This window comes from Alkalispirochaeta alkalica DSM 8900, from assembly GCF_000373545.1.
GTDB classification, from domain to species: domain Bacteria; phylum Spirochaetota; class Spirochaetia; order DSM-27196; family Alkalispirochaetaceae; genus Alkalispirochaeta; species Alkalispirochaeta alkalica.
On record NZ_KB891714.1, the window covers coordinates 44,467 to 65,520 of the forward strand.

Here is a 21,054-nt window from a genome sequence, read left to right on the forward strand (position 1 = left end):
GCATTTTGACACATGCCCCGGTNCGGGGTAAAAAAGCGGGTTTTTTTGGCCCACTCTGNCCCCCGGGGTGGGAAAAAGCGGTCTCACCGGGGTGATTTCGCCCCTCTATCGGAGAAAACCCGGTAGAGAACCGTTTTTTCTTGACCCCGCGTCGGTCCGTCGGTATATTTCGGAGCGGATATTTTCTCCACAGAATTATACACACATAGAATTACAGGAGGACAGCATGACTGTTAAACCGTTAGGCGATCGAGTGCTTGTGAAGATGGAAAAGGAAGAGGAAAAGACCAAGGGAGGGCTCTTCATTCCCGAGACCGCCCAGGAGAAGACCCAGATCGCCGTGGTTGTCGCCGTGGGTGACGACAAGGACGAGATCAAGGTAAAAGAGAAAGACCGTGTCATGTTCGACAAGTACGCCGGAACCCAGATCAAGATCGACGGCGAGGATCACCTGATTCTTTCCATGGGTGATATCCTGGCAGTGGTCTCCTAACCCTCCTGAGGAGCCAGTTTTTCGTATCCCTCCGGTTCACGGAGGGATTTTTTTTGCTCCGCCGCCAGCGGCACCGGATCGTCTGGCCGCAGAGGATCGTCTGGCTGCATCGGGGTGCCGGGCTGCATCGGGGTGCCGGGCTGCGCCGAATCGTCTGGCTGCCTTCCTCCCCGGGCCTTCGCGGGAGAACGGGCATTCACGGAAGAAGAAGCATCCTTTGCAGACCCGTGCGCTCCCAGAAAGGACTGCACTTCCTCGACGACCTCCTCGCCCGGAGCGACCAGAGGACGTGCCGGGGGCAGGCTNTCCCAGAAGAAAGAGCCGTAGCGCTTGCGCACCATCCGGGCGTCGGCCACCACCACAGCTCCGTAATCGTCGGCCTGACGCATGAGCCTCCCGAAGCCCTGCTTCAGCCTCATTACNGCCTGGGGCAGGCTCAGCTCGAAAAAGGCGTTCCCCCCTGCCTCGACCACCGCTTCGGCCCGGGCCAGCTGCACCGGCTCTGTGGGAACCCTGAAGGGAAGGCGGCAGACAACCACCAGTCGCAGCGATTCTCCGGGCACATCGACCCCCTCCCAGAAGCTGTCGGTTGCAAAGAGCACACTGGCCAGATCGGAGCGGAACTGCTCCAGCAGGCGGGACCGGTCCTCGCTCCCCTGACGGTAACAGGAGAACCCCCGCGCTTCCAGATCGGGTGCCACGGCCTGGTACACCAGTTCGAGCTGTCGATAGGAGGTAAAAAGCACGAGCGCCCCTCCCCGGGAAGCGTTGATTAACCGGGGGATCAACACCGTCAGATAACGGCCGTAGTCGGGGCTCTCCGGGGCGGGCGCGTCGGAGGGGACGGCCAGCATCACCCGGTTCGGATAGTCGAAGGGCGAGGGGAAGAGTCCCTGCAGGGATTCTCCCTGATCGAGGGGTACGCCCAGGCGTTTGCCCCAGAAGAGGAAGCTTCCGTTCACGCTCAAGGTAGCGCTGGTGAGAACAACCGTCTCGTGGGGCTGAAAGAGCGATTCTTCCATGACTTCGCGGATATCCAGGGGAGTGCTGCAGAGCGCCACGAAGGGTTCCCCCCGGCTGTCCCGGCGCCGGTCCATCCAGAGGATCCAGTCTGCCTCGATCTCCGCTGCGGCGAACCGCTCGCAGAGGGCCGAGACCTCCTCAAAACGCCGGATCGTCGAGGCCAGTTCTATCAGGGGGGGCTCCTCCCGAAGGTTCTCGGGAATCTCCCGGATAATCGAGGCCAGATCTTCCGCCACGGCCAGCACTGCCTTCTGGGCATCAAAGAGGACGCCGCCCAGATGGTCCGCCAGACGATCGNCCTCTTTCTCCACAAGGCGCCAGGAGTTCTCTGTTCCCAGAAAGGCCAGGAGCCCCGCGTTCAGACGCGAGGCCTCGTCGCGCACTCTCTGGAGAGATGCCTCGGCTCTGGCGATTCCCTGAGCGGAGGCCCCCAGGGGAACCACCCGTTCCAGCAGCCCGAACCGCCGCCCCCGGCGGGTTCGCAGCACCCGGGCGCCCAGCCGAAGCAGGGCAATACCGCTGGTCTGGTGCGAGAAGAAGGATGTGGCCGACCGCTCGAGGTTGTGCGCCTCGTCGAGGACGAGTCTGGAAAAGGGAGGAAGAATCGCCGTGGCGTCCCACCCCACCCCGGCGCTGCGCACCGCCAGATCGCTGAAGAGGAGGTGATGATTCGCCACCAGCAGGGAGGCNCCGGCCGCACGCTGCCGCGCCCGGAGAACAAAACAGCCCTCCCTGCGGGAACAGCGCAGGGCACAGCAGGTGTCGGCCTCGCTGTTCACCCGGTTCCACTGTTCGTCGCTCACGTGAAAGGGAAGATCGCTCCTGGACCCCTCGGGGCTGGTCAGGGACCACTCCCGGATCGCCTGGATCGTCTCCCGGTCATCAAAAAGCTCGGCCTCCTCGAGACGCTCGTCGAGGCGGCGGTGGCAGAGATAGTTCCCCCGCCCCTTTACCAGGGCTGTCTTGAGGTCTGTCCCCAGGGCCCGCTGCACCAGCACCAGATCCCGTTCAAGGAGCTGCTGCTGGAGGGTGATGGTGGCCGTGGCTATCACGACCCGTTCTCCGTTTTGGGCAGCCCAGGCCACGGCCGGGAGCAGGTAGGCGAAGGACTTGCCCACGCCCGTACCCGCTTCGGCCACCACCACCAGGGATTCGTTAAACCCCCGGGCAACCTGANGGAGCATCTCTTTCTGGCTGGGCCGTTCCCTGAAGCCGGGCAAAAGCGCTGCCATCGCCCCCTGGTCAGCGAGGATATCCTGGAGTTCGTCAGCATCGATGGGCCGAATCTCCCGGGGTGGNACGGGCTCTACCAGGACGTAGATGGCGCTCACCTGGTTGTCCACAATCGCCGANCCCACCCCGTAGCCGGCGAGCCTGGCCGAGACGGCTACGTCGGCGTCGCTGGGGCTGAGATTCCCCGAGGGNTGGTTATGGATAATCATGTCGCCCGGTTCGCACAGATCGATTCCCGCAGCGGCAACGCTGGAGTAGTTACCCCGGGCGCAGACCTCTATCCGCGCGATCCGCCCCGTCCGGTCGGGGTGGCCGATACATACAATTTCCTGACCCTGGGCGCGGAGTATTTCTGTGCGCAGCGCCATCTGGGCGGCGACCCCAAGGCGGTCCTGAATCTGTGAACTCACTGACCAGAAGTGTACCACCTTTCGGGCCTCTGTTAACACCTCTGTTGTCTGACATCGCTGTTCTCTGGCACCTCTGTTGTCTGACATCGCTGTTCCCTGGCACCTCTGTTGACAGTAGAGTTTCACCTGCCATACGATCAGCCCATGAAGAGAACTCCCGTAGCGATCCTGGGTGCAACGGGCACCGTAGGACAGAAGTTTATCACCCTCTTGCAGGATCACCCGCAATTTGAGATCGTCGAGCTCGTGGCGAGCCCCCGCAGCGCGGGCAAGCCCTACCACGAAGCCACCTCGTGGAAACAGAATGTCCCGATCCCTCCTGCGGTTGCCACCATGACCGTTCAGGATACCTCTTCTACCCTCACGGCACCCCTGCTCTTCTCGGGGCTGGACAGTTCCGTGGCGGGGGAGGTGGAGGATCGCTACAGCAGAGCCGGCCACGTGGTAATCAGCAATTCCAGCAACTACCGCATGGCCCCCGATGTACCTCTGGTCATCCCCGAGATCAACCCCGATCATTTCGAGCTGATCCACCGCCAGGGCCGCAGCGGGGCGATCATCACAAACTCCAACTGCTCCACCATGTTTCTTGCCATGGCTCTGGCGCCGCTGTACCGGACCTACGGGATCGAGTGGGTGCAGGTTACAACCCTCCAGGCGATAAGCGGGGCCGGATACCCCGGCGTTCCCTCCCTGGACATTCTGGGGAACGTAGTCCCCTTCATCGGGGGGGAGGAGGAAAAGGTGGAGCAGGAGGCCCAGAAAATTCTGGGAACGCTCACGGACAAGGGAATTACTCCCGCGCCCTTCTGTGTGAGCGCTACCTGTACCCGCGTACCCGTGGTGGACGGCCACCTGGAAACGGTGACCGTCAAGTTCCCCTCGGGGGTGGACCCCTCGCCCGAGGAGGTCATCCGGACCCTCTCGTCCTGGCGGGGCCTTCCCCAGGAGATGAACCTTCCCTCGGCACCCAGCCAGCCCCTGGTGGTTCTTCCCNATCAGGACCGGCCCCAGCCCGCGCGGGACGTCTGGTGNAACCAGGGCATGTCCACCGTGATCGGGCGGGTTCGCAGGGACCCCATCGGGAGCATCAGGATGGTTATCCTGGGGCACAACACCGTGCGCGGCGCCGCCGGGGCGGCGATCCTCAACGCCGAGGCCCTCCTGGCCCAGGGCCTTCTGGACGACCGCCCGTGATCGTCCTGAAATTCGGCGGTACCAGCGTCAAGGACGCTCACTGGATAGGAAACACCCTGAAGATCGCCGAGGAGCGCCTGGACCAGGCGCCCCTGCTGGTGAGTTCTGCCATGGCCGGGGTCACCGATACCCTCATCGGGATCGCCCGGGCCTCGGTGGAGGGCCAGGTTGCGACTGCCCAGGCCCTTCTGGAAGAACTCACCTCGTCCCATCGGGAGGCCCTGGAACAGGCAACCAGCTCGCTTGATCCGGACGAGGCCGNGCCCTGGAAGGCCCGGCTCGAGGAACTCCTGGATGACCTGGCCGTGCTGGTGGAGGGCATGGGGCTGGTCCACGAGGCGAGCCCCCGCTCCCGGGATNCCCTGCTCGCCTTCGGAGAACTTCTCTCTACCACCATAATCGCTGCNGCGGCCCGGGCCCGGGGCATCCCGGCGACCCTGCTGGACAGCCGGGAACTGGTGCTCACCAGCNCCGACTTCGGCGCTGCCCGGCCCGACCTGGCCGAGACGACCCGGCGNATCACATCCCGCGTCTCACCCCGTCCGGGNCACCTCTACATCGCCCAGGGGTTCATCGGCTCCACCAGCGATGAGGTAACCACCACNCTGGGCCGGAGCGGTTCCGACTTCAGCGCCACCATCTTCGGAGCGGCCCTGGAGGCCGAGCAGGTCGAGATCTGGACCGACGTGGACGGCATCATGACCTCCGATCCCCGGGTGGTCTCCTCGGCCCGGACCATTCCCGAGATCAGCTACAGCGAGGCTGCCGAACTTGCCTACTTCGGCGCCCGGGTGATTCACCCGGCCACGCTGGTTCCNGCGGTTGAACGGGATATCCCGGTGCTGGTCTGCAACACCCACAACCCCGGGGGGCCCAAGACGAGAATCCTGCGAAGCCCCTCCCGGGCGGGNCTCCGCGCGATCGCAGGTCGCCGGGGCGTGACGATCATCACCGTCTTTTCAAGCCGCATGCTCAATACCTGGGGATTCCTGAGCCGCATGTTCCGCGTCTTCGAGACGAACCGGGTGAGCGTGGACCTGATCGCCACCAGCGAGGTCTCGGTGTCGGTCTCCCTGGACCTCCCCGATCCGCCACCGGCACTCCTCCAGGAGCTGGCAATTCTGGGGTCTGTCCAGGTCGACCGCGACAAGGCGGTGTTCTCCCTGGTGGGAGAGGGTATGTGGAAGAGTCCGGANCGGATACGCGANGTTTTCGATTCTGTGGCCTCGGTCTTCTCCGAACCCGCCGGGGTAGAGATGATCAGCCTGGGCTCCTCCGAGACGAACCTCTCCCTGGTAATTCCCCAGGACCAGCTGGACCCGGTCATGAAGGAGATCCACCGGCGGTTCTTTACCCCGGCCTGAAGAGAGGCCGGGAGGCCCTCCTGAAAGGCAGCTCTCCTGAAGGGCTGCCCTCCTGGAAAAACCCTCCGAGCCGCACCGGGGCGCCGGGTTCCCCCTGAAGGAGAGCCGGTCAGCCCCTCCCCTACTCCTGGTCGAGACCGTACTCGCTGATCTTGCGGTGCAGGGTTTTNCTGCCGATACCGAGGGTCTCGGCGGTGCGCGTCTTGTTTCCCTTGTGGTGAGCCAGNTTNGCCCGNATGATCTCCCGTTCGGCCCNGGCCATGGTGCTCCCCAGGGGAACCCGGACGGAATCCCCCCCATCCTCGACCTGGCTGATAGCGGGGGGCAGGTCCTCCAGGGTGATAATCGATCCCTTGCACATCACCACGGCGCTCTCTATGCTGTTACGCAACTCCCGAATATTCCCCGGCCAGGAGTAGCCGTGCAGGGCCGATCGGGCCCGTACATCGACCCCCTCCACGGCCTTGTTGTTTTCCCGGGCGAACTCCTTCACAAAGGAGGCCACCAGCAGGGGAATATCTTCCTTCCGCTCCCGCAGCGGGGGGACATGGATGTTCACCACGTTCAGGCGATAGAAGAGATCCTCCCGGAAGGCCCCTTTTTCGATCTCCCTGCGCAGGTCCCGGTTCGTGGCCGAGACGATTCTGACGTCCACGCTCACCGTCTCTTCCCCGCCCACTCGTTCGAACTCTTTCTCCTGGAGAACCCGCAAAATCTTGATCTGCAGACTCTGGTTAATCTCTCCGATCTCGTCCAGAAAGATCGTTCCGGCGTTGGCGAGTTCGAAACGCCCCCGTTTCCGTCCGATCGCACCGGTGAAAGCCCCTTTTTCGTGTCCGAAGAGCTCACTTTCCAGCAGGGATTCCGAGAGCGCCGCGCAGTGAACCTTGATCAGCGACCGTTCTGCCCGGTCCGAGAGGCGGTGGATCGCATCGGCCACGAGCTCCTTTCCCACGCCACTCTCGCCGGTGATGAGAACCGAGGCTTTGGTGGGAGCAACCTGGCGGATCACGTCCANGAGGCGCTGCATGGCGGTGCTCTTTCCGATGATCTCCGAGGTCTTTCTGTGCTGCTCGAGTTCCTGCTGCAGCTGGCGGTGCTGTAGTACCAGCTCCCGCGAGGAGAGGGCCCGCTGGGCNAGGAGGGAGAGCCGATCCAGCGATACCGGTTTGGTCAGGAAGTCGTAGGCCCCGTCACGCATGGCCTGCACGGCGGTTTCGATCGTCCCGTGGCCCGTGAGAATGATCACCGGCACGGTGGGGTAGTTCTGGACAACCCGGCGGAGCAGCTCCTCTCCCGGCAGGCGGGGCATTCTCAGGTCGGCGATCACCAGGTCGACCTCTTCGCCTTCGATAATTTCCAGGGCCTCCTGGCCGTCGGCTGCCAGGAAGACGGCGTAGCCGTCTATCTCCAGGGCCTTGCCCAGGCCTGTCCGGATGTTTTTTTCGTCATCGGCGATGAGAACGTTGAACTTCATGGTCCGGAACCTCCCGCTGGCTCGTCGACCCCGGGGACGGGCTGGCCGTCCCAGGTGATCAGCCGCTGCTCCCGCTGGGGCACGGGCAGGGTTATGCTGAAGGTGGAACCCTGGCCCTCCCGGGAGTGGACAGAGATATCGCCCATATGTTCTTTCACCACCTTGTACACCAGGGTCAGTCCGATCCCGCTGCCGAAATCCCTGGTAGTAAAATAGGGCTCGAAGATCTTCTCCAGGACTTCGGGGGACATCCCCAGGCCGGTATCGCTGATACGAACCATCGCCTCGTCTCCCCGGACCTGGGTAATGACCCGCAGTGTGCCCCCCTGGGGCATGGCGCTCATGGCGTTTTTCACGATGTTCAGAAGGGCCTGCTTGAAGTAGCGTCGGTCCAGATCCAGCTCGGGGACCCCCGGGTCGAGATCGCGTTCCAGCTTGATNCCCCCTTCTTCCAGCTCGTAGCGCAGAAAATTAAGGAGTTCCTCCAAGAGCTGGTTCAGGTCGGCCGGCTCCAGCTGGGTATCCATGGGGCGCACCGCAAAGAGGAAGTCCACCACGATGCGGTTCAGCCGCTCGATCTCTTCGCTGATGACTTCCAGATATTCCTTCATGACCCTGGAATCGGAACAATCCAGGGAGGCCACGCTCTTCTCCAGAAGCTGGGCGTGGATACCAATCGATCCCAGGGGGTTTTTTATCTCGTGAGCCACACCTGCCGCCAGGGTGGTAAGGCTGGCGAGNCTCTCGGCCCGCCGGAGCCGGGCCTCGCGGGTTCTTTTCTCGGAGATATCCACCACCTGGAGAATATTCCCCCTCACGTGGCCGTCCTTCACCATGGGGAGAATGCTGCAGCTCAGAATGCGGGTGTCCCCTCCGTGATCCAGGGCGAACTCCTGATCCGATGCGGTATCTTCCCGGGAGAGGATCGCTTCGGTGAAGGTGGCGATATCCCGATCCAGAATCACGTCCCAGAGGAAGCGTTCTCCCATGGGCTTGCCCGTGGCCAGGGGGATCATNCGCTCTGCCGCCTTGTTGACCAGGACCAGACGATGCGCGGGATCGGTGATTAATACCCCGTCGCTCATGGAGTCCAGAGTCACGGCAAGACGCTCGTTCTCCTCGGCCATCACCACCAGGAGCTGTTCAATCTGCTCGTTGTCCAGTTTCGATATTTTTTCCAGAGCCCGCTTCACCAAGCCGCGCATTTACGCCCCCTGACTTCCCTGAATGGCCAGCAGAAATCCCGTGATGGTGGTTACGGGATGCATGTTTCTGATCTCTATGCGGGAACGATAGGCACGAAGGAGCGGTCCCCAGCGCTGCAGGCGAGGCAGCTCNCCGGGGGAGGCTCTTCGGAGGCGGTCCCGGGCGACCTCGGAGAACTCCTCGAAAAAGAGATGGCTGCTGGTGGCNGCGCTCCCCTGGGCGTATTCCCTGCCAAGAGCCTCCAGAAGTTCGCCCTCGACCTCCCCCCGAAGGGCGCAGTCCACGGCCCGCTCCACCAGATCACGACGCAGGGCGGCATCTCCCCCCCCGGAAGCCCGGAAGAAGGAGGCCAGCGAGGGATACTCACCGGAGTTCTGCCGGAAGATCATTTCCTGCACCCGATCCTGGACATGCCGGGGACGGTCAGGAAGGTAATAGGTGCGNAACCGGGAGAGAAGCGTGGGGATCACGGCGCTGCGCTGCGAGGTAGTGAGTACCAGATACACCCCCCGGGGGGGCTCTTCCAGAAGCTTGAGCAGGCTGTTCCGGGCGCTCTCCTGAAGGGTATGGGCCTCCTCGATGATCGCCACCTTCACACCGTCGGAGCTGCTCACGTGGGACCAGGCCGCCAGAGCCCGCACCAGATCCACCGGGACCAGNTCGTGGGGAAGAGCCCGCTGGAACCGGACCAGGGCAGCCTCGAGTTTCTTGAGCGTGGCCCCGGAAACACCCTCCGGCGGGACCTCCACCGACCCCGGGGGNGGCTCCATCTCCTGGAGGATCGCCTCTACCGGTTCCAGGGCAGGCAGTATCTTCTTGAGACGGGTCTCGCTCCAGAGGGCCGAATCGAAGCGCCGGGTGGCCTTGCGGACCGCCCGGATCAGAAGGAAGAGCGTGCCCCCCCGGGGTTCCCGCCGGTAGGCTTCCAGGGCGGCGGCGATCTCCAGATCAAAATAGCGGGGCCCGGCACAGACCAGCCCCGGATGCGAGAGCGTTCGATGGAGGCCGCAGGAATGGCACCGGCAGTTCCAGTCCCCCCCCTGACGGCACGAGAGCCCCCGGGCAATCTCCAGAGCCAGCGTTGATTTCCCCCCGTAGCGAGGCCCCGCCAGCAGGATCGCCGGAGGCAGTTCACCCCGGCTAATCTCCCGGGCGAGCTCACCGGTGACGGTCTCCAGGCCGAGCGCGTTTTCGAACATCCTATCCGCTGATCAGCCGCTCTGCGTAGGGGAGCAGAGGCAGGAGAAATTGAGCCATGAGACTCTCTGCGATGATCGCCCGGGCATCGAAGACGGGCTGGAGCTGGAGGATCANCACCAGCACAAAGGAAAGCAGAATCCCCTCGGCGATCCCCAGGAAGAATCCCAGGGCGCGATCCAGACTTTCCAGATGGATCTTCTCCACGAGACGGTCCAGGGCGCTCTCGAAGATCTTTACCACCAGATATACCAGGAGAAAGAGCCCCAGGAAGGAGAGCACCTGCGACCAGGCGCCGGAACCGGTCCAGGGCTGAACGTAGACGGCCACGACCCCGGAAAAGATCACGGCCACTCCGATCCCCAGGATGACGGCAGCCATGGACAGACACTCCCGGACAAACCCCCGGAAGGCTGCCCGAAGGGCGAGAAAGACGATGATGATCAAAAAGACGATATCAAGACCCGATAAATCCACCACTGCTCCTCTCCATAGCTATTCTATAATGNGCCCGATTATTCCCGCAATGCTCCTGGCGCTGTTGTCTCCGGCAAAGGCCCGGGCAGCCCGGGCCATGGACTCCCGCCGGGCGGGGTCCTGGAGAAGGGTCTGCACCATCAGAAGCAACGCCTCGGAGCCGCCCTGGTCTTCCGAGAAGACCAGGGCGGCTCCGGAGGCAGCGTAGCGTGCGGCGTTCCGTTCCTGATCGCCCCGCGAGGAGGCCGAGCTGAGGGGAACCAGCACCGCCGGGGTCCCCGTCACGGCCAGCTCCCAGATTGCCCCCGCCCCGGCCCGGCATATCACCAGATCGCTTCTCCGCAGAAGGGGGGCAAACTCCCCGGAGAGGGACGGAAACCCCGCATACCGGCCCGGCCGGGCCGCGGCAGCGATCTCCTGGATCATATCAGCTCCGTGCTCTCCCGTCTGGTGTATCACCGTGGCCATCTCCGTGAGCGGCCCGATCTGTTCCCCCACGTACTGGTTCAACTGACGGGCACCCAGAGAACCTCCCGTAACAAACACCACGGGCCCTCCCTCGTCGTGAAGCCCCGCCAGGGAGAGCGCGTCCCGCGCAGAAGCAGAAAAAAACTCTTCCCGCACGGGGTTCCCCGTAACCACCGCCCGTTTCTGCAGGGACGGAGAGAAGGCCTGGATCGATTCCTCGTAGGGAAGACAGATCACCTGCGCCAGCGGTGCCGTCAGCCGGGTTGCCAGACCAGGGTCAGCATCGGACTCGTGGATCACCACGGGCACCCCGGCCACGCGGGCTGCCGCGACCACGGGGACGGCCACAAAGCCCCCTTTGGAAAAAACCAGGCGGGCCCCTTCGCGCTTGAGAATCCAGAACGCCACGAAGAACCCCGCCGCTACCCGAAAGAGATCGAGGAAGTTCTGTAGATCAAAATACCGGCGCAGCTTGCCCGTGGGAATAGCCCGATAGCGGATGCCCTGGTCGCCGACGATCCCCCGCTCGATCCCCCGACGGGATCCGATCCAGAGAACCCGCTCCTGCTGCTCCCGGGGAAGTTCCCGGTACACGGCAAGTCCCGGGTAAACGTGGCCCCCCGTACCGCCACCGGTAAAGACAATGGTGCTCACACAACCTCCATAAGACGGAGCAGAACCTGGGAAGCACCTATCACCGCCCCCAGGAAGGCCCCAAAAACATTTATCCAGCGCAAATGCCTGCGGATGATGTCCATCAGCAGGGACTCCACCCGCTCGACCTCAAGGCTGTCGATACGGCTCACCACCAGCTCTTCCACGTCCAGGTGGTCCAGGATTTCCCGGGTCACGCTTCGGAGAAGGCCCTGAATCCTCCGGGCTCCCCATCGGCTGATGAGCCTCTCTCGCCGGTGGAGTACGGGAAAAACCTCTCCCAGCGGGACCTGCCCGCGACGCCCGATCCAGGCGAGAAGGGCCCGGACCCAGGGAGTCTCCCTGCCGGCCACGGGATCAGGACGAGCGACACGGCCGGGAAGGGCCTGAAGGTGACGCTCCAGACACGAGGCCAGACGATCGGAATCCCCNAGGGCCTCTTCAAGGGACTCACCGAGAACGAGGAAAACCTCGGCGNCCGAATCTCCCGGGAGAAGATCNCTGCCGGTGCTCCCCCTGTGTTCTTCTACCCACCGGATCAGGGCCCCCTTCGCCATTTCCCGNCAGGCCCCGCTCTCCACAAAGGATTGGGTCTCTCCGATAATCCGCTCTACCAGGAGGGGCGNCATCTCTGCCAGCTGNCGGTCGTACTGTACCGTCACCACCAGCANACGCTGCAGGGGATTGAGTTGATCCAGNGCGAAGGAGAGGAGCCCCTCCACACGCCGGGCCAGCTCGTGCCGGACCTNCTGGCGCTGGAGAAGCGCTTCCGCTGCCCGGGCCACATCGGGCCANCAGGCGTCCACCAGGAGCCCCGCCCTCTCCGGNGAGATCCTCTCCAGGGGTTTGACCCCGGAGAACTCCTCCAGAAGAAGGGGGGCGATATCCGCAGCNCTGGCCGAGAGGCACCGGGCGGCTCGCCGGGCGAGGTTCTCGCGCAGGGAGCGGCCGGCATCGCCCTCGAGGAACTCCATGGCCCGATTGTCGAGCTGCCGAAGGAGCTGTTCTGCCCGAATTTTCTCTGTCACCCTGACCAGGGGCATGGAAGAGAGGGCCCCTACCCCCCGGGAGAGCGCGCCCTCCAGCCCCGACCGGAAGGACCCCGCCGAAAACCGCTGGTCCAGCACCTCCCGGGACAGGAGATCCCGGGAAACCATGCGGGCGATGCTCCGGGCCAGCTCGCCCCGTTGCCGGGGTATCACGCCCGGCGTAAAGGGCAGGGGGATCTTCCACACCATAACGGGTCTCAGGGGCCGGAAGAGCATGCGAATGGCCAGACTGTTGGTCAGGTACCCGATGGCTGCCCCCAGCACCACGGGAAGAGCCCAGGGAAAAATCGTCGCGATCACGGGAACCGTCACTCCTCGCCGGGTCGCCGCAACTGGCGTCGGGCATTGTTCGCCTGGGCCTCGCTCATGTAGAGCGCCACATCCCCCCGGTGAACCCAGCCTTCTTTTCTCTGGTCGGCTTCTTCCTGGCTTTCTCTTCCCTGGCTCTTTCTTCCCTGGTCCACCAGGAGGAACCACTGTCCGTCGGGAGTGCGGTCCGAAACGAAGAGGATATCGCCCATGCGACTGTGCACCATGACGAGGCTCTCGATCGATGGTTCCCGGTGCATCCGGGCGTACTCCACCGATACCAGGGCCACGCTGTCACGATTGACCAGTACCGACGTCTGGGGAAGCTCCAGATCCGGCCGTGTATCCCTGCACGAGACGAGCGATACCGCCGGGGCCAGAACCATCACTCCCGNCAGCACTCCAGCCAGCACTCTGGGCAGAACTCCCGGAAAGAGAGCGGCAACGGCCCGGAAGACCAGCCCCTTCACATGTTCCTCAGCTTTTCTATCTCGTCCCGGAGCANAGCNGCCTGTTCGAACTCCAGGTTTTTCGCGTGTTCCAGCATTTCCTTCTCCAGAAGCTTGATCAGTTTGTTCCGCTGCGTGGGCACCAGTATATTATAACTTCCCTTGAGGATCTCCAGCTGTTTCTCCTCGTCCCGAATCTTTTCTTCCTTCTCCCGGGCGATAATCGTCTGGACCGCCTTTTGTATCGACGCCGGAGTAATCCCCTTCTCCTCGTTATAGGCCTGCTGGATCGCCCGGCGTCGCTCGGTCTCCCTAATCGCCTGGTCCATGGCGGGAGACCGCTTGTCGGCGTACATAATCACCGTGCCCTCCACGTTCCGGGCCGCCCGGCCGATCGTCTGGATCAGGGCGGTGGCGGAACGGAGAAAGCCGATCTTGTCGGCATCGAGGATCGCCACCAGACTCACCTCGGGCAGATCCAGCCCCTCCCTGAGGAGGTTTATTCCCACCAGGACATCGAAGGTCCCCAGACGCAGGTCGGTGAGCAACTCCACCCGCTCGATCGTCTCGATCTCGGAATGAAGATACCTGACCTTCAACCCCAGGTTCACCAGATAGTCCGTAAGATCCTCGGACATTTTTTTGGTCAGCGTCGTGACCAGCACACGCTGATTCTTCTCTATGCGCTGACGAATCTCCCCGTAGAGATCATCGATCTGCCCCTGGGAGGGCCGCACCGAGATGACCGGGTCCAGCAGCCCCGTGGGGCGGATCAGCTGTTCCACGACCCGAACGGAACGGTCCAGCTCCTCGCGGGAGGGGGTGGCGCTCACAAAGATGCACCGGTCCAGGAGCGCCTCGAACTCCGGAAAGACCAGGGGGCGATTATCCAGGGCCGAGGGCAGCCTGAACCCGTAGGCTACCAGGGATTCCTTGCGGCTCCTGTCCCCGGCGTACATGCCGCGAATCTGGGGGACTGTCACGTGGGATTCGTCGATTAGCGTGAGAAACTGCTGGGGAAAATAGTCCAGCAGCGTGGCGGGCCGCTCTCCCTCGTCGCGGCCACTGAGGTGGCGGGAGTAATTCTCGATCCCCGGGCAGTAGCCCATCTCCTCCATCATTTCCAGATCGTATTCCGTACGGGTCTTGAGACGCTCTGCCTCGGCCACCTTTCCCTGATCCAGGAGTTCCTGGAACCGGAGCTCCATCTCCTGGCGGATTCTTCCCAGAGATCCCTGCATCTCCTGCTCGGGCATCACAAAGTGTTTGGCCGGGTAGAGAAAAAGCGTCTCCATCTCCTCTTGGGANGTTCCCGAGAGAGGATCGATGCGCTGAATGCGGACCACCTCGTCCCATTCCAGNTCGATGCGGTAGGCCTCTTCCAGGTAGGCCGGGTATATCTCCAGGGTGTCCCCGCGATGACGAAACTTCCCCCGTTGCAGGATCTGGTCGTTCCGGTCGTACTGGAGCTCGATCAGCTTGCGCCGGATCATCTGGATATCCAGGGGTGTCCCGCAATCGATGCGGAGTCGCATGTCCCGATAGTCCCGGGGACTGCCCAGGCCGTAAATGCAACTCACCGTTGAAACAACGACAACATCGGGCCGCTCCAGAAGGTTCGTCGTCGCCTTCAGGCGGAGCCGGTCGATCTCGTCGTTGATGGAGGCATCCTTCTCGATATAGAGGTCCCGAGCCGCCACGTAGGCCTCGGGCTGGTAGTAGTCGTAGTAGCTGACAAAGTACTCCACGGCATTCCCGGGGAAGAACTCGCTGAACTCCCGGTAGAGTTGCGCCGCCAGGGTCTTGTTGTGGGAGATCACCAGGGTTGGCAACTGGACCTCTTCGATCACCTTTGCCATGGAGAAGGTCTTCCCCGAACCCGTGACGCCCTGAAGCGTCTGAAAGGCGTCTCCCTGGAGCACACCCCGGGCGAGAGCCTCGATGGCCTTCCCCTGATCACCTGCGGGACCGTAGGGAGCTTCTACCTTGAACTTTCCCATGCTCTTTTGCGTCCTCTCTGACCGGGTGCAGGTGGCACGGCCCTCCGGGCACGCCATGACCCCGGGCCGTGGATTTTCTCAATCCCAGGAATACTGGCGGGGTCGCTCGCTCAGAACCACCGCTGTCTCGTGAAGCTCCCTGCCCCGATAGTACCGGACCCGCACCGTATCACCGGGCCGTTTGTCCTCCAGAGCCTCGTAGAGATTCGCCAGGGTCTCCACGGCGGTCTCGTCGATCCCGACGATAATATCCCCCCCCAGATGGATCACCGTACGGCCGTAGCGCACGGCCCGGCTGCGCGAGCCTCCCTGAAGCCCCGCCTCCCGGGCGTTCCCCCCGGAATCCACCCCGTGAATCANAACCCCCCGGTCCACGGGCAGCCCTGCGTACTGAACGAGCTGGGGAAAGAGCTGCCGGGGCTCGATATCGATCCAGCCCCGCCGCACCTGACCGTGAGCGATGAGATCGGGCACGACCCGGCGAACCGTGGAGACGGGAACGGCGAAGCCGATCCCGACGGACCCCCCGCTGGGCGAAAAGATCGCCGTGTTTACCCCCACCATCTCGCCCTGACGGTTCAGGAGGGGGCCCCCGGAGTTGCCGGGATTGATAGACGCATCGGTCTGAATCATATCGCGAATCACCAGATTGTTCCGGGCGCGCAGGGGCCGTCCCAACCCACTGACTACACCAGCCGTGAGGGTTCGGTCAAGGCCGAAGGGATTGCCGATGGCCAGAACGGTCTGACCGATCCGGAGCGACGAGGAGTCCCCGAAAGGGATCGGTTCCAGCACCCGCTCCCCGGGGTCGAAGCGAATCACCGCCAGGTCGTTCTCGGGATCGCGGCCCGCCACGTCCCCCTCAAGACGGGATCCGTCGGCGAGCGTTACAAAGACCCGGGAGGCCCCCTCNACGACGTGGTCGTTGGTGAGAACAAACCCCCGGGAATCGATGATCGAACCGGAGCCACTTGATCCCTCCCGGGGGACAGCTTCGAGGAACCAGTTGTACACCACCGTCTCGGTGTTGACGTTTACCACCGACTCGTTGCGCTTCTCGTAGACGGTGATGGCGTCGTACTCGTCCCCGGAGACCACCAGGGGGGCCACCTCTCTCCGGGAGGACTCATCAAAGGAGGTCACGCCCGGGGAGCCGCTGGAAGAGGGATCGCGCGGTGCTTCCCGGGGCACCCCTTCGCGTCCCCCGCCCCCGAGAAGCCAGCCGCCGTAGAGGGCCGCAAGAAGCAGCACCGGATAGATAAACCCTGTTCTTCCTCGCATGACGGGAAGAAATATACGAACTAGACCACCTCTCTGCCAAGCAAGCGGTCCGCCCCGGACGCACGAAGCGAGAGGGCCTCCTGAAGATCCCCGGCCGTTACCGGGTCGCGGTCCTCGAGATCGGCGATGGTCCGGGCCACGGCGCGAACCGACGAGGCGGCCCGGTCAGAGAGCTCCAGCCTCCGCATGGAATCCTGCAGACAGGACTGGAGCTCCCCGGAAAGGGGAAAGAGTTCCTCCGCTCCTTCGGGAGGAACCAGGCCGTTCCTGGGATTTTCCCGGCAGAACCTCACCGATGATCGGGAAAATCGGGCCTGCTGACGCTCGATAGCGGCCTGGACGCGGAGCCGTAGCTCACCCTGGCCCGGGGCGGCCCGCGCGGACCCCTCGTAATCGGTCCGCACCCGCAGATCCACCCGGTCCAGCAGGGCCGAGCCGATTCGCCGCCAGTACCGGGATATCTCCTGAAGGCTGCACATGCACCGGCCCTGGTTCCGGCCGAGCTGCCCGCAGGGGCAGAGGTTGCTGGTCATGACGAGCTGAAAGGCCGCAGGAAAAACCTCTATCCGGCCGGCCCGGCTGATCGTAACCGACCGACTCTCCACGGGTTCGCGCAGGGCCTGCAAGACCTGGGGACGAAACTCCGTGGCCTCATCAAGAACGAGAATCCCCCGATGTGAGAGGCTGGCCTCGCCGGGCAGACAGAAGCGCCCCCCTCCCAGAAGGCCCTCCAGGGATGCTCCGTGGTGGGGAATTCTCAGAGGCGGGGCCTGGAAGGGGCGCTCTTCCTCGAGGCCNCGCATGGAATAGATCCTGGCCACCTCCATGGACGCCACAGGAGAGAGAGGCGGTAGCAGCGAAGGAATTCTCCTGGCGGTCATAGTCTTCGCGCTTCCCGGAGGGCCGAAGAAGAGAAGGTTATGGAACCCCGCTGCCCCGAGAGCAGCGGCCCGTTTCAGCAGGGGTTGCCCCCGTATATCGTCCATCCCCACCGGGGAAGGCTGCTCCCCCTTCCCCGCCGCCGGAGGATCGACCCGGCGGAGCCCCTCCGACGAGAGATCCTGCAAGGAAGCGACGGAAAAGATCTCCCCCGCCACAGAGCCGATTCCCCGCAGAGCCTCCAGCGCCGGCGATGGCACCACCACGGCCCCTATGCGGCGTTCCCCGGCGGCCAGGACCGCCGAGAGCGTACCCCGCACGGTGATACACCGCCCCTGAAGGGATATCTCGCCCGTGGCGAGAACCTCATCGGGCAGGGAGATCTGCCCCGTCTCGGCGAGCAGCGCCAGGGCGATGGGAAGATCGAAACCGGCACCGGTTTTTGGAATCTCCGCCGGCGAGAGGCTCACCAGAATCCGGTCTCCGGGATAGGAAAATCCGCTGTTCCGCAGAGCAATCCGAACCCGTTCGCGAGACTCGCGCACCTCGTTGGAGGGGAGACCGACGATATCCATACCGGGAAGGCCCCGTCGGACATCGACCTCGACGCGAACAACCTCCCCCCGGGCGCCGCAGGGGGAAAAACCGTATACCATGGGACCTCCCAAATCCCCCCGGCCGCACACCGGGGAACCATGAGCTCACACCAGCAGGGAAGCGGTGCGCTCCATCGGGAAGACAAGAAGGGTCAGGGGGGATTCATGCTTGCCCCTTGCTGCCAATCGCTTTCTGCACGAGCTGATCGCAGGCCTCGTTATAGTGGTCCCCGGCGTGTCCCTTGACCCACTCCCACCGGGGAGCAATCTCCTCGTTCAGGGCATCGAGGCGCTGCCAGAGGTCCACATTCTTGACAGGTGTCTTTGCCGCCGTGCGCCAGCCGTTCCGGCGCCACCGGTGAATCCAGTCGGTAATTCCCTGACGAACATACTGACTGTCGGTCCGTATGAGACAGTGCCCGAGGGCACCCCGAACCTTGCAGTCCTCGAGACCTCGTATCACCGCTGTGAGTTCCATGCGGTTGTTCGTTGTGGCCGGATCGTACCCCGAATCACACCACACCTGTTCATCCCCCGGCTCGCCCCCCGAGGCGATCAGGTAATACGCCCAGCCACCGGGCCCGGGATTGCCGTGGCAGCCCCCATCAGTATAAATGACTATTTTCTCCATAACAGAAACTCCAAAGTATATATTGACAATAAATTAATTCAAACGTTATCATAAAGGTGCGATGGAAATTTCTACACACACCCACCTATCTGACAAAGAGACTTGGCAGCCCCTCTCACACTACGCCCAGGTGCTTCGGGCTCCCCTCTTCAAGTCAGAAACAAGCCAGGGCAGCGACCCTTTTCACGTGATATCTATCATGGATTTTCCTCCTGCCGGATATCTCCCCGAACCCGCCCGGACCGTTTTCTTGCCCACCCGGGCCGATCGCGCCCGGCAGTATACCGTAAAGCCCTACGATGTGCTCATTACTGCCGTGGGGACGATCGGGCAGATCACTATCATCTCCGAGGAGTGTCCCGATAACTGGATTCCCGCGACAAACATGTTCGTGGTCCGTTTCCGGGAAAACCAGAGAGATCTGGGGCGCGCCTACTACGGGCTCATGAAAAGCGAGTTCGGAACCAGGGTTCTGCGGGAGCTCTCCCACGGGAGCAGCATCAAGCTTATCTCCAAGAAAGCCTTTGCACGCGTTCCCCTGCCCCCCTGCACCGATGACTTTATCGCCTACTTTATCAGCCTCTGGGAGCAGCAGGAAGACCTCTACACGCGGAGCCAGCAACTCCTTCAGGAGGCCCTGAAAGTCTATCAAGCCGTTCCGGAGGTTGTCCGAAAGGGAGCGTAAGCTGAAACGGAGACCGATCCGGGCACGATTTCGGTCTCCTGGCAGAGGTCTTTCAGGGTATTGTGCTTCTGGACAAACCCCACCATGAGGTACCGCTGGCGCTCGCGGGATTGCAGGGGCAAGAGAAGCCAGCTGTGCACCGGCGGGAACTGGGGCCCGAAGGAAACCGCTGAGAAGTCCTGGTATTCCCGCAGGTCCTGCTTCAGGAGCACCACCCGCCGGTACGGGAAGATGCACCGCGCCAGGTCGGAGTCAGAAGAAAGGAAAAAACCGTCGCTCCAGTCCTCGGGGAGCCCCAGGGAGAAGGAGCTTGTGATCGATTTATCATCTTCCATTTCCAGGATAGCCGCTGCCCGGGCGTTCCAGGTTCGGGTGAGCTTTACCAGTTGCCGATAAACCTGACGGACCCCGGCCTCTTCCTCCTCCAGAGATGCGCTGAACTCGAAACCTTCTCCCCCAAGTCGAAGCGGTGTGTCCGCGGCGTCACCCCGGTCAAAGGGCAGTCCCGGGCCAGGGCCGGTCTCCTCAAGAATATCCTCAAAGTTCAGATTCCCGAAGGCACCACCAAAGAGGGACTCCACGGTATCCATCTGACGATGATGGACAATCTGGTCTACCAGCTTGTGAAAATGCCGGTCTCCCCCCGGAGAGGTTCCGTCCCCCTGGTACGCCTCGGACTTGATCCGTACCAGACCATCATGCTCACCGATGACTTCCACCCAGACCGTGTTGAGATTAACAAAATCTTCCAGCTCTACGGTCTGGTGAGCTGAGGAACTNGATGCTCCTCCGATTCTCTGTCCGCCCCGATCTGCCCCGGGATCATCGTTGCTTCCCCACGAGGAGCCCCCTCCGCTTGCGGGGAAGACCGTTGTTGCCGGCACGGCACGACCGGAAAAGGAGAAGTTTCCTCCCAGATAGGGTGTCGCCGGAAGGCCAAGCTCCTCCGCCTCCAGCACANTATCCCCTTCTCCGTCATCTTCTGCCACATCGAGTTCTTCCGCATCGAGCTCATCCAGTTCCTCAAGGTCAGCTAGCTCCTCGGGCTCGGTCAATTCTTCAAGGCCGGTCAGCTCCTCGGGGTCGGCTAGCTCCTCAAGGTCGGTCAGTTCCTCAGGCTCGATCAGTTCCTCGGAGTCGAGGTGGCCGGAACGATCTTCGCCAGGGGCTCGCTCCGGGAGCTCCCCGGAACCAGAATCGGTGGCTTCCTCTGCCGGATCTGCAATCTCCCGGGAGGATTCTCCCAGGGTTTCCTCGAGCACCGTGTGGCGGATCGGGAACAGTTCTTCCGGAGATTCACCCCGGGGCCCCCGGTCACCTGTCTCCCAGAACTCCTGGATNTGGCTTCCCTGGTCCGTACAGCCCTCGTGAATCATTGCTGCGAGGGAATCANCGGCAGTGCTCACACAAGGGAGGGGGGTCTTTTCTTCCTCAAGTCCGGGTATCAGGTCCCCGGGCTCGAGCTCCGCGAGAGACTCGGGTACGTCTTCGGGCTCGAGCTCATCCAGCTCTTCCATGGCCTCGGGCTCGTCTTCGGGCTTGAGCTCATCCAGCTCTTCCAGGGCCTCGGGCTCTTCCCCGGATTCCAGCTCGTCCAGAGGTTCTGCCTCGTCCTCCAGATCAAGCTCCGTGCGAGACTCTGGTTCGACTCCGTCGTCCCGGGCGGGCCCGTCAAGGCTCAGGGGAGCTTCCTCGGGCTCTTCCCCGGATTCCAGCTCGCCCAGAGGTTCTGCCTCGTCCTCCGGCCCGAATTCTTCCAGTTCCTCTGGTTCGTCTTCGGGCTCGAGCTCGTCAAGCTCTTCCAGGGCCTCGGGTTCGAGCTCCGCAAGAGACCCGGGTTCGTCTTCGGGCTCGAGCTCATCCAGCTCTTCCAGAGCTTCGAGATCGTCCCCGGATTTCAGCTCGTCCAAGGGTTCTGTCTCACCCTCCGGCCCGAGTTCTTCCAGCGCCTCAGCCTCGCTTTCGGGCTCGAGCTC

The 21,054-nt window shown here is 63.0% G+C and carries 15 protein-coding genes; 4 read left to right on the forward strand and 11 right to left on the reverse strand.

The window, feature by feature from the left end; genetic code table 11:
• Window positions 1–226 precede the first annotated feature (226 nt).
• On the forward strand, window positions 227–493 hold the full coding sequence (locus tag B071_RS0109025; protein WP_026245115.1) for a co-chaperone GroES: 267 nt from the start codon (window positions 227–229) through the stop codon (window positions 491–493).
• Here the strand turns inward: B071_RS0109025 and B071_RS16825 are convergent.
• Window positions 490–3,246 (reverse strand): helicase C-terminal domain-containing protein, encoded by a 2,757-nt coding sequence (locus B071_RS16825; RefSeq protein WP_083914750.1) that lies wholly within the window; start codon window positions 3,244–3,246, stop codon window positions 490–492. The two genes, B071_RS0109025 and B071_RS16825, sit on opposite strands and share 4 nt — an antisense overlap.
• A 57-nt stretch (window positions 3,247–3,303) precedes the next feature.
• Between B071_RS16825 and asd the strand changes: the two genes are divergently transcribed.
• Both asd and B071_RS0109040 read left to right on the forward strand, forming a co-directional pair.
• Window positions 3,304–4,356, forward strand: a complete 1,053-nt coding sequence (asd, locus tag B071_RS0109035) for an aspartate-semialdehyde dehydrogenase (protein WP_018526776.1) — start codon at window positions 3,304–3,306, stop codon at window positions 4,354–4,356.
• Window positions 4,353–5,720, forward strand: a complete 1,368-nt coding sequence (locus B071_RS0109040) for an aspartate kinase (protein WP_018526777.1) — start codon at window positions 4,353–4,355, stop codon at window positions 5,718–5,720. The genes asd and B071_RS0109040 overlap by 4 nt, the downstream gene beginning before the upstream one ends.
• Before the next feature lie 121 nt (window positions 5,721–5,841).
• On the opposite strand, the gene B071_RS0109045 is transcribed toward B071_RS0109040, so the two are convergent.
• From B071_RS0109045 to rnhA, 10 genes are all read right to left on the reverse strand, one after another.
• Window positions 5,842–7,197 (reverse strand): sigma-54-dependent transcriptional regulator, encoded by a 1,356-nt coding sequence (locus B071_RS0109045; RefSeq protein ID WP_018526778.1) that lies wholly within the window; start codon window positions 7,195–7,197, stop codon window positions 5,842–5,844.
• Window positions 7,194–8,402, reverse strand: a complete 1,209-nt coding sequence (locus tag B071_RS0109050; protein WP_018526779.1) for a two-component system sensor histidine kinase NtrB — start codon at window positions 8,400–8,402, stop codon at window positions 7,194–7,196. Before B071_RS0109050 ends, B071_RS0109045 begins: the two co-directional genes overlap by 4 nt.
• Entirely contained in the window at window positions 8,403–9,602 is a 1,200-nt protein-coding gene (locus tag B071_RS16830; protein ID WP_018526780.1) for a DNA polymerase III delta subunit-related protein, read from the reverse strand.
• Between the two features lies 1 nt (window position 9,603).
• Window positions 9,604–10,080, reverse strand: a complete 477-nt coding sequence (locus B071_RS0109060) for a CvpA family protein (protein WP_018526781.1) — start codon at window positions 10,078–10,080, stop codon at window positions 9,604–9,606.
• A gap of 15 nt (window positions 10,081–10,095) precedes the next feature.
• On the reverse strand, window positions 10,096–11,199 hold the full coding sequence (murG, locus tag B071_RS0109065) for an undecaprenyldiphospho-muramoylpentapeptide beta-N-acetylglucosaminyltransferase (protein WP_018526782.1): 1,104 nt from the start codon (window positions 11,197–11,199) through the stop codon (window positions 10,096–10,098).
• Window positions 11,196–12,725 carry a DUF445 family protein gene (locus B071_RS0109070; protein ID WP_438829670.1) on the reverse strand — a complete coding sequence of 510 codons (1,530 nt, stop codon included), beginning with the start codon at window positions 12,723–12,725 and terminating at the stop codon, window positions 11,196–11,198. Before B071_RS0109070 ends, murG begins: the two co-directional genes overlap by 4 nt.
• Before the next feature lie 298 nt (window positions 12,726–13,023).
• Window positions 13,024–15,006: an excinuclease ABC subunit UvrB gene (gene uvrB, locus B071_RS0109080; RefSeq protein ID WP_018526785.1), complete on the reverse strand. Its 1,983-nt coding sequence runs from the start codon at window positions 15,004–15,006 to the stop codon at window positions 13,024–13,026.
• 78 nt (window positions 15,007–15,084) lie between these two features.
• A complete protein-coding gene (locus B071_RS0109085; RefSeq protein WP_018526786.1) occupies window positions 15,085–16,287 on the reverse strand; it encodes a S1C family serine protease in 1,203 nt (400 codons plus the stop codon).
• Window positions 16,288–16,307: 20 nt separating this feature from the next.
• Entirely contained in the window at window positions 16,308–17,822 is a 1,515-nt protein-coding gene (locus B071_RS0109090; protein ID WP_018526787.1) for a YifB family Mg chelatase-like AAA ATPase, read from the reverse strand.
• 103 nt (window positions 17,823–17,925) lie between these two features.
• Window positions 17,926–18,393, reverse strand: a complete 468-nt coding sequence (rnhA, locus tag B071_RS0109095) for a ribonuclease HI (protein WP_018526788.1) — start codon at window positions 18,391–18,393, stop codon at window positions 17,926–17,928.
• Window positions 18,394–18,454: 61 nt separating this feature from the next.
• Here rnhA and B071_RS0109100 point away from each other — a divergent pair, with 61 nt between their 5' ends.
• Window positions 18,455–19,078 carry a restriction endonuclease subunit S gene (locus tag B071_RS0109100; protein WP_157703110.1) on the forward strand — a complete coding sequence of 208 codons (624 nt, stop codon included), beginning with the start codon at window positions 18,455–18,457 and terminating at the stop codon, window positions 19,076–19,078.
• Window positions 19,079–21,054 lie beyond the last annotated feature (1,976 nt).

What these genes read in the sequence shown, in the direction of transcription:
- B071_RS0109025 (WP_026245115.1), top strand. Translation starts at nt 227, where the DNA reads ATGACTGTTAAACCGTTAGGCGATCGAGTGCTTGTGAAGATGGAAAAG.
- B071_RS0109100 (WP_157703110.1), top strand. Translation starts at nt 18,455, where the DNA reads ATGGAAATTTCTACACACACCCACCTATCTGACAAAGAGACTTGGCAG.
- rnhA (WP_018526788.1), bottom strand. Translation starts at nt 18,393, where the DNA reads ATGGAGAAAATAGTCATTTATACTGATGGGGGCTGCCACGGCAATCCC.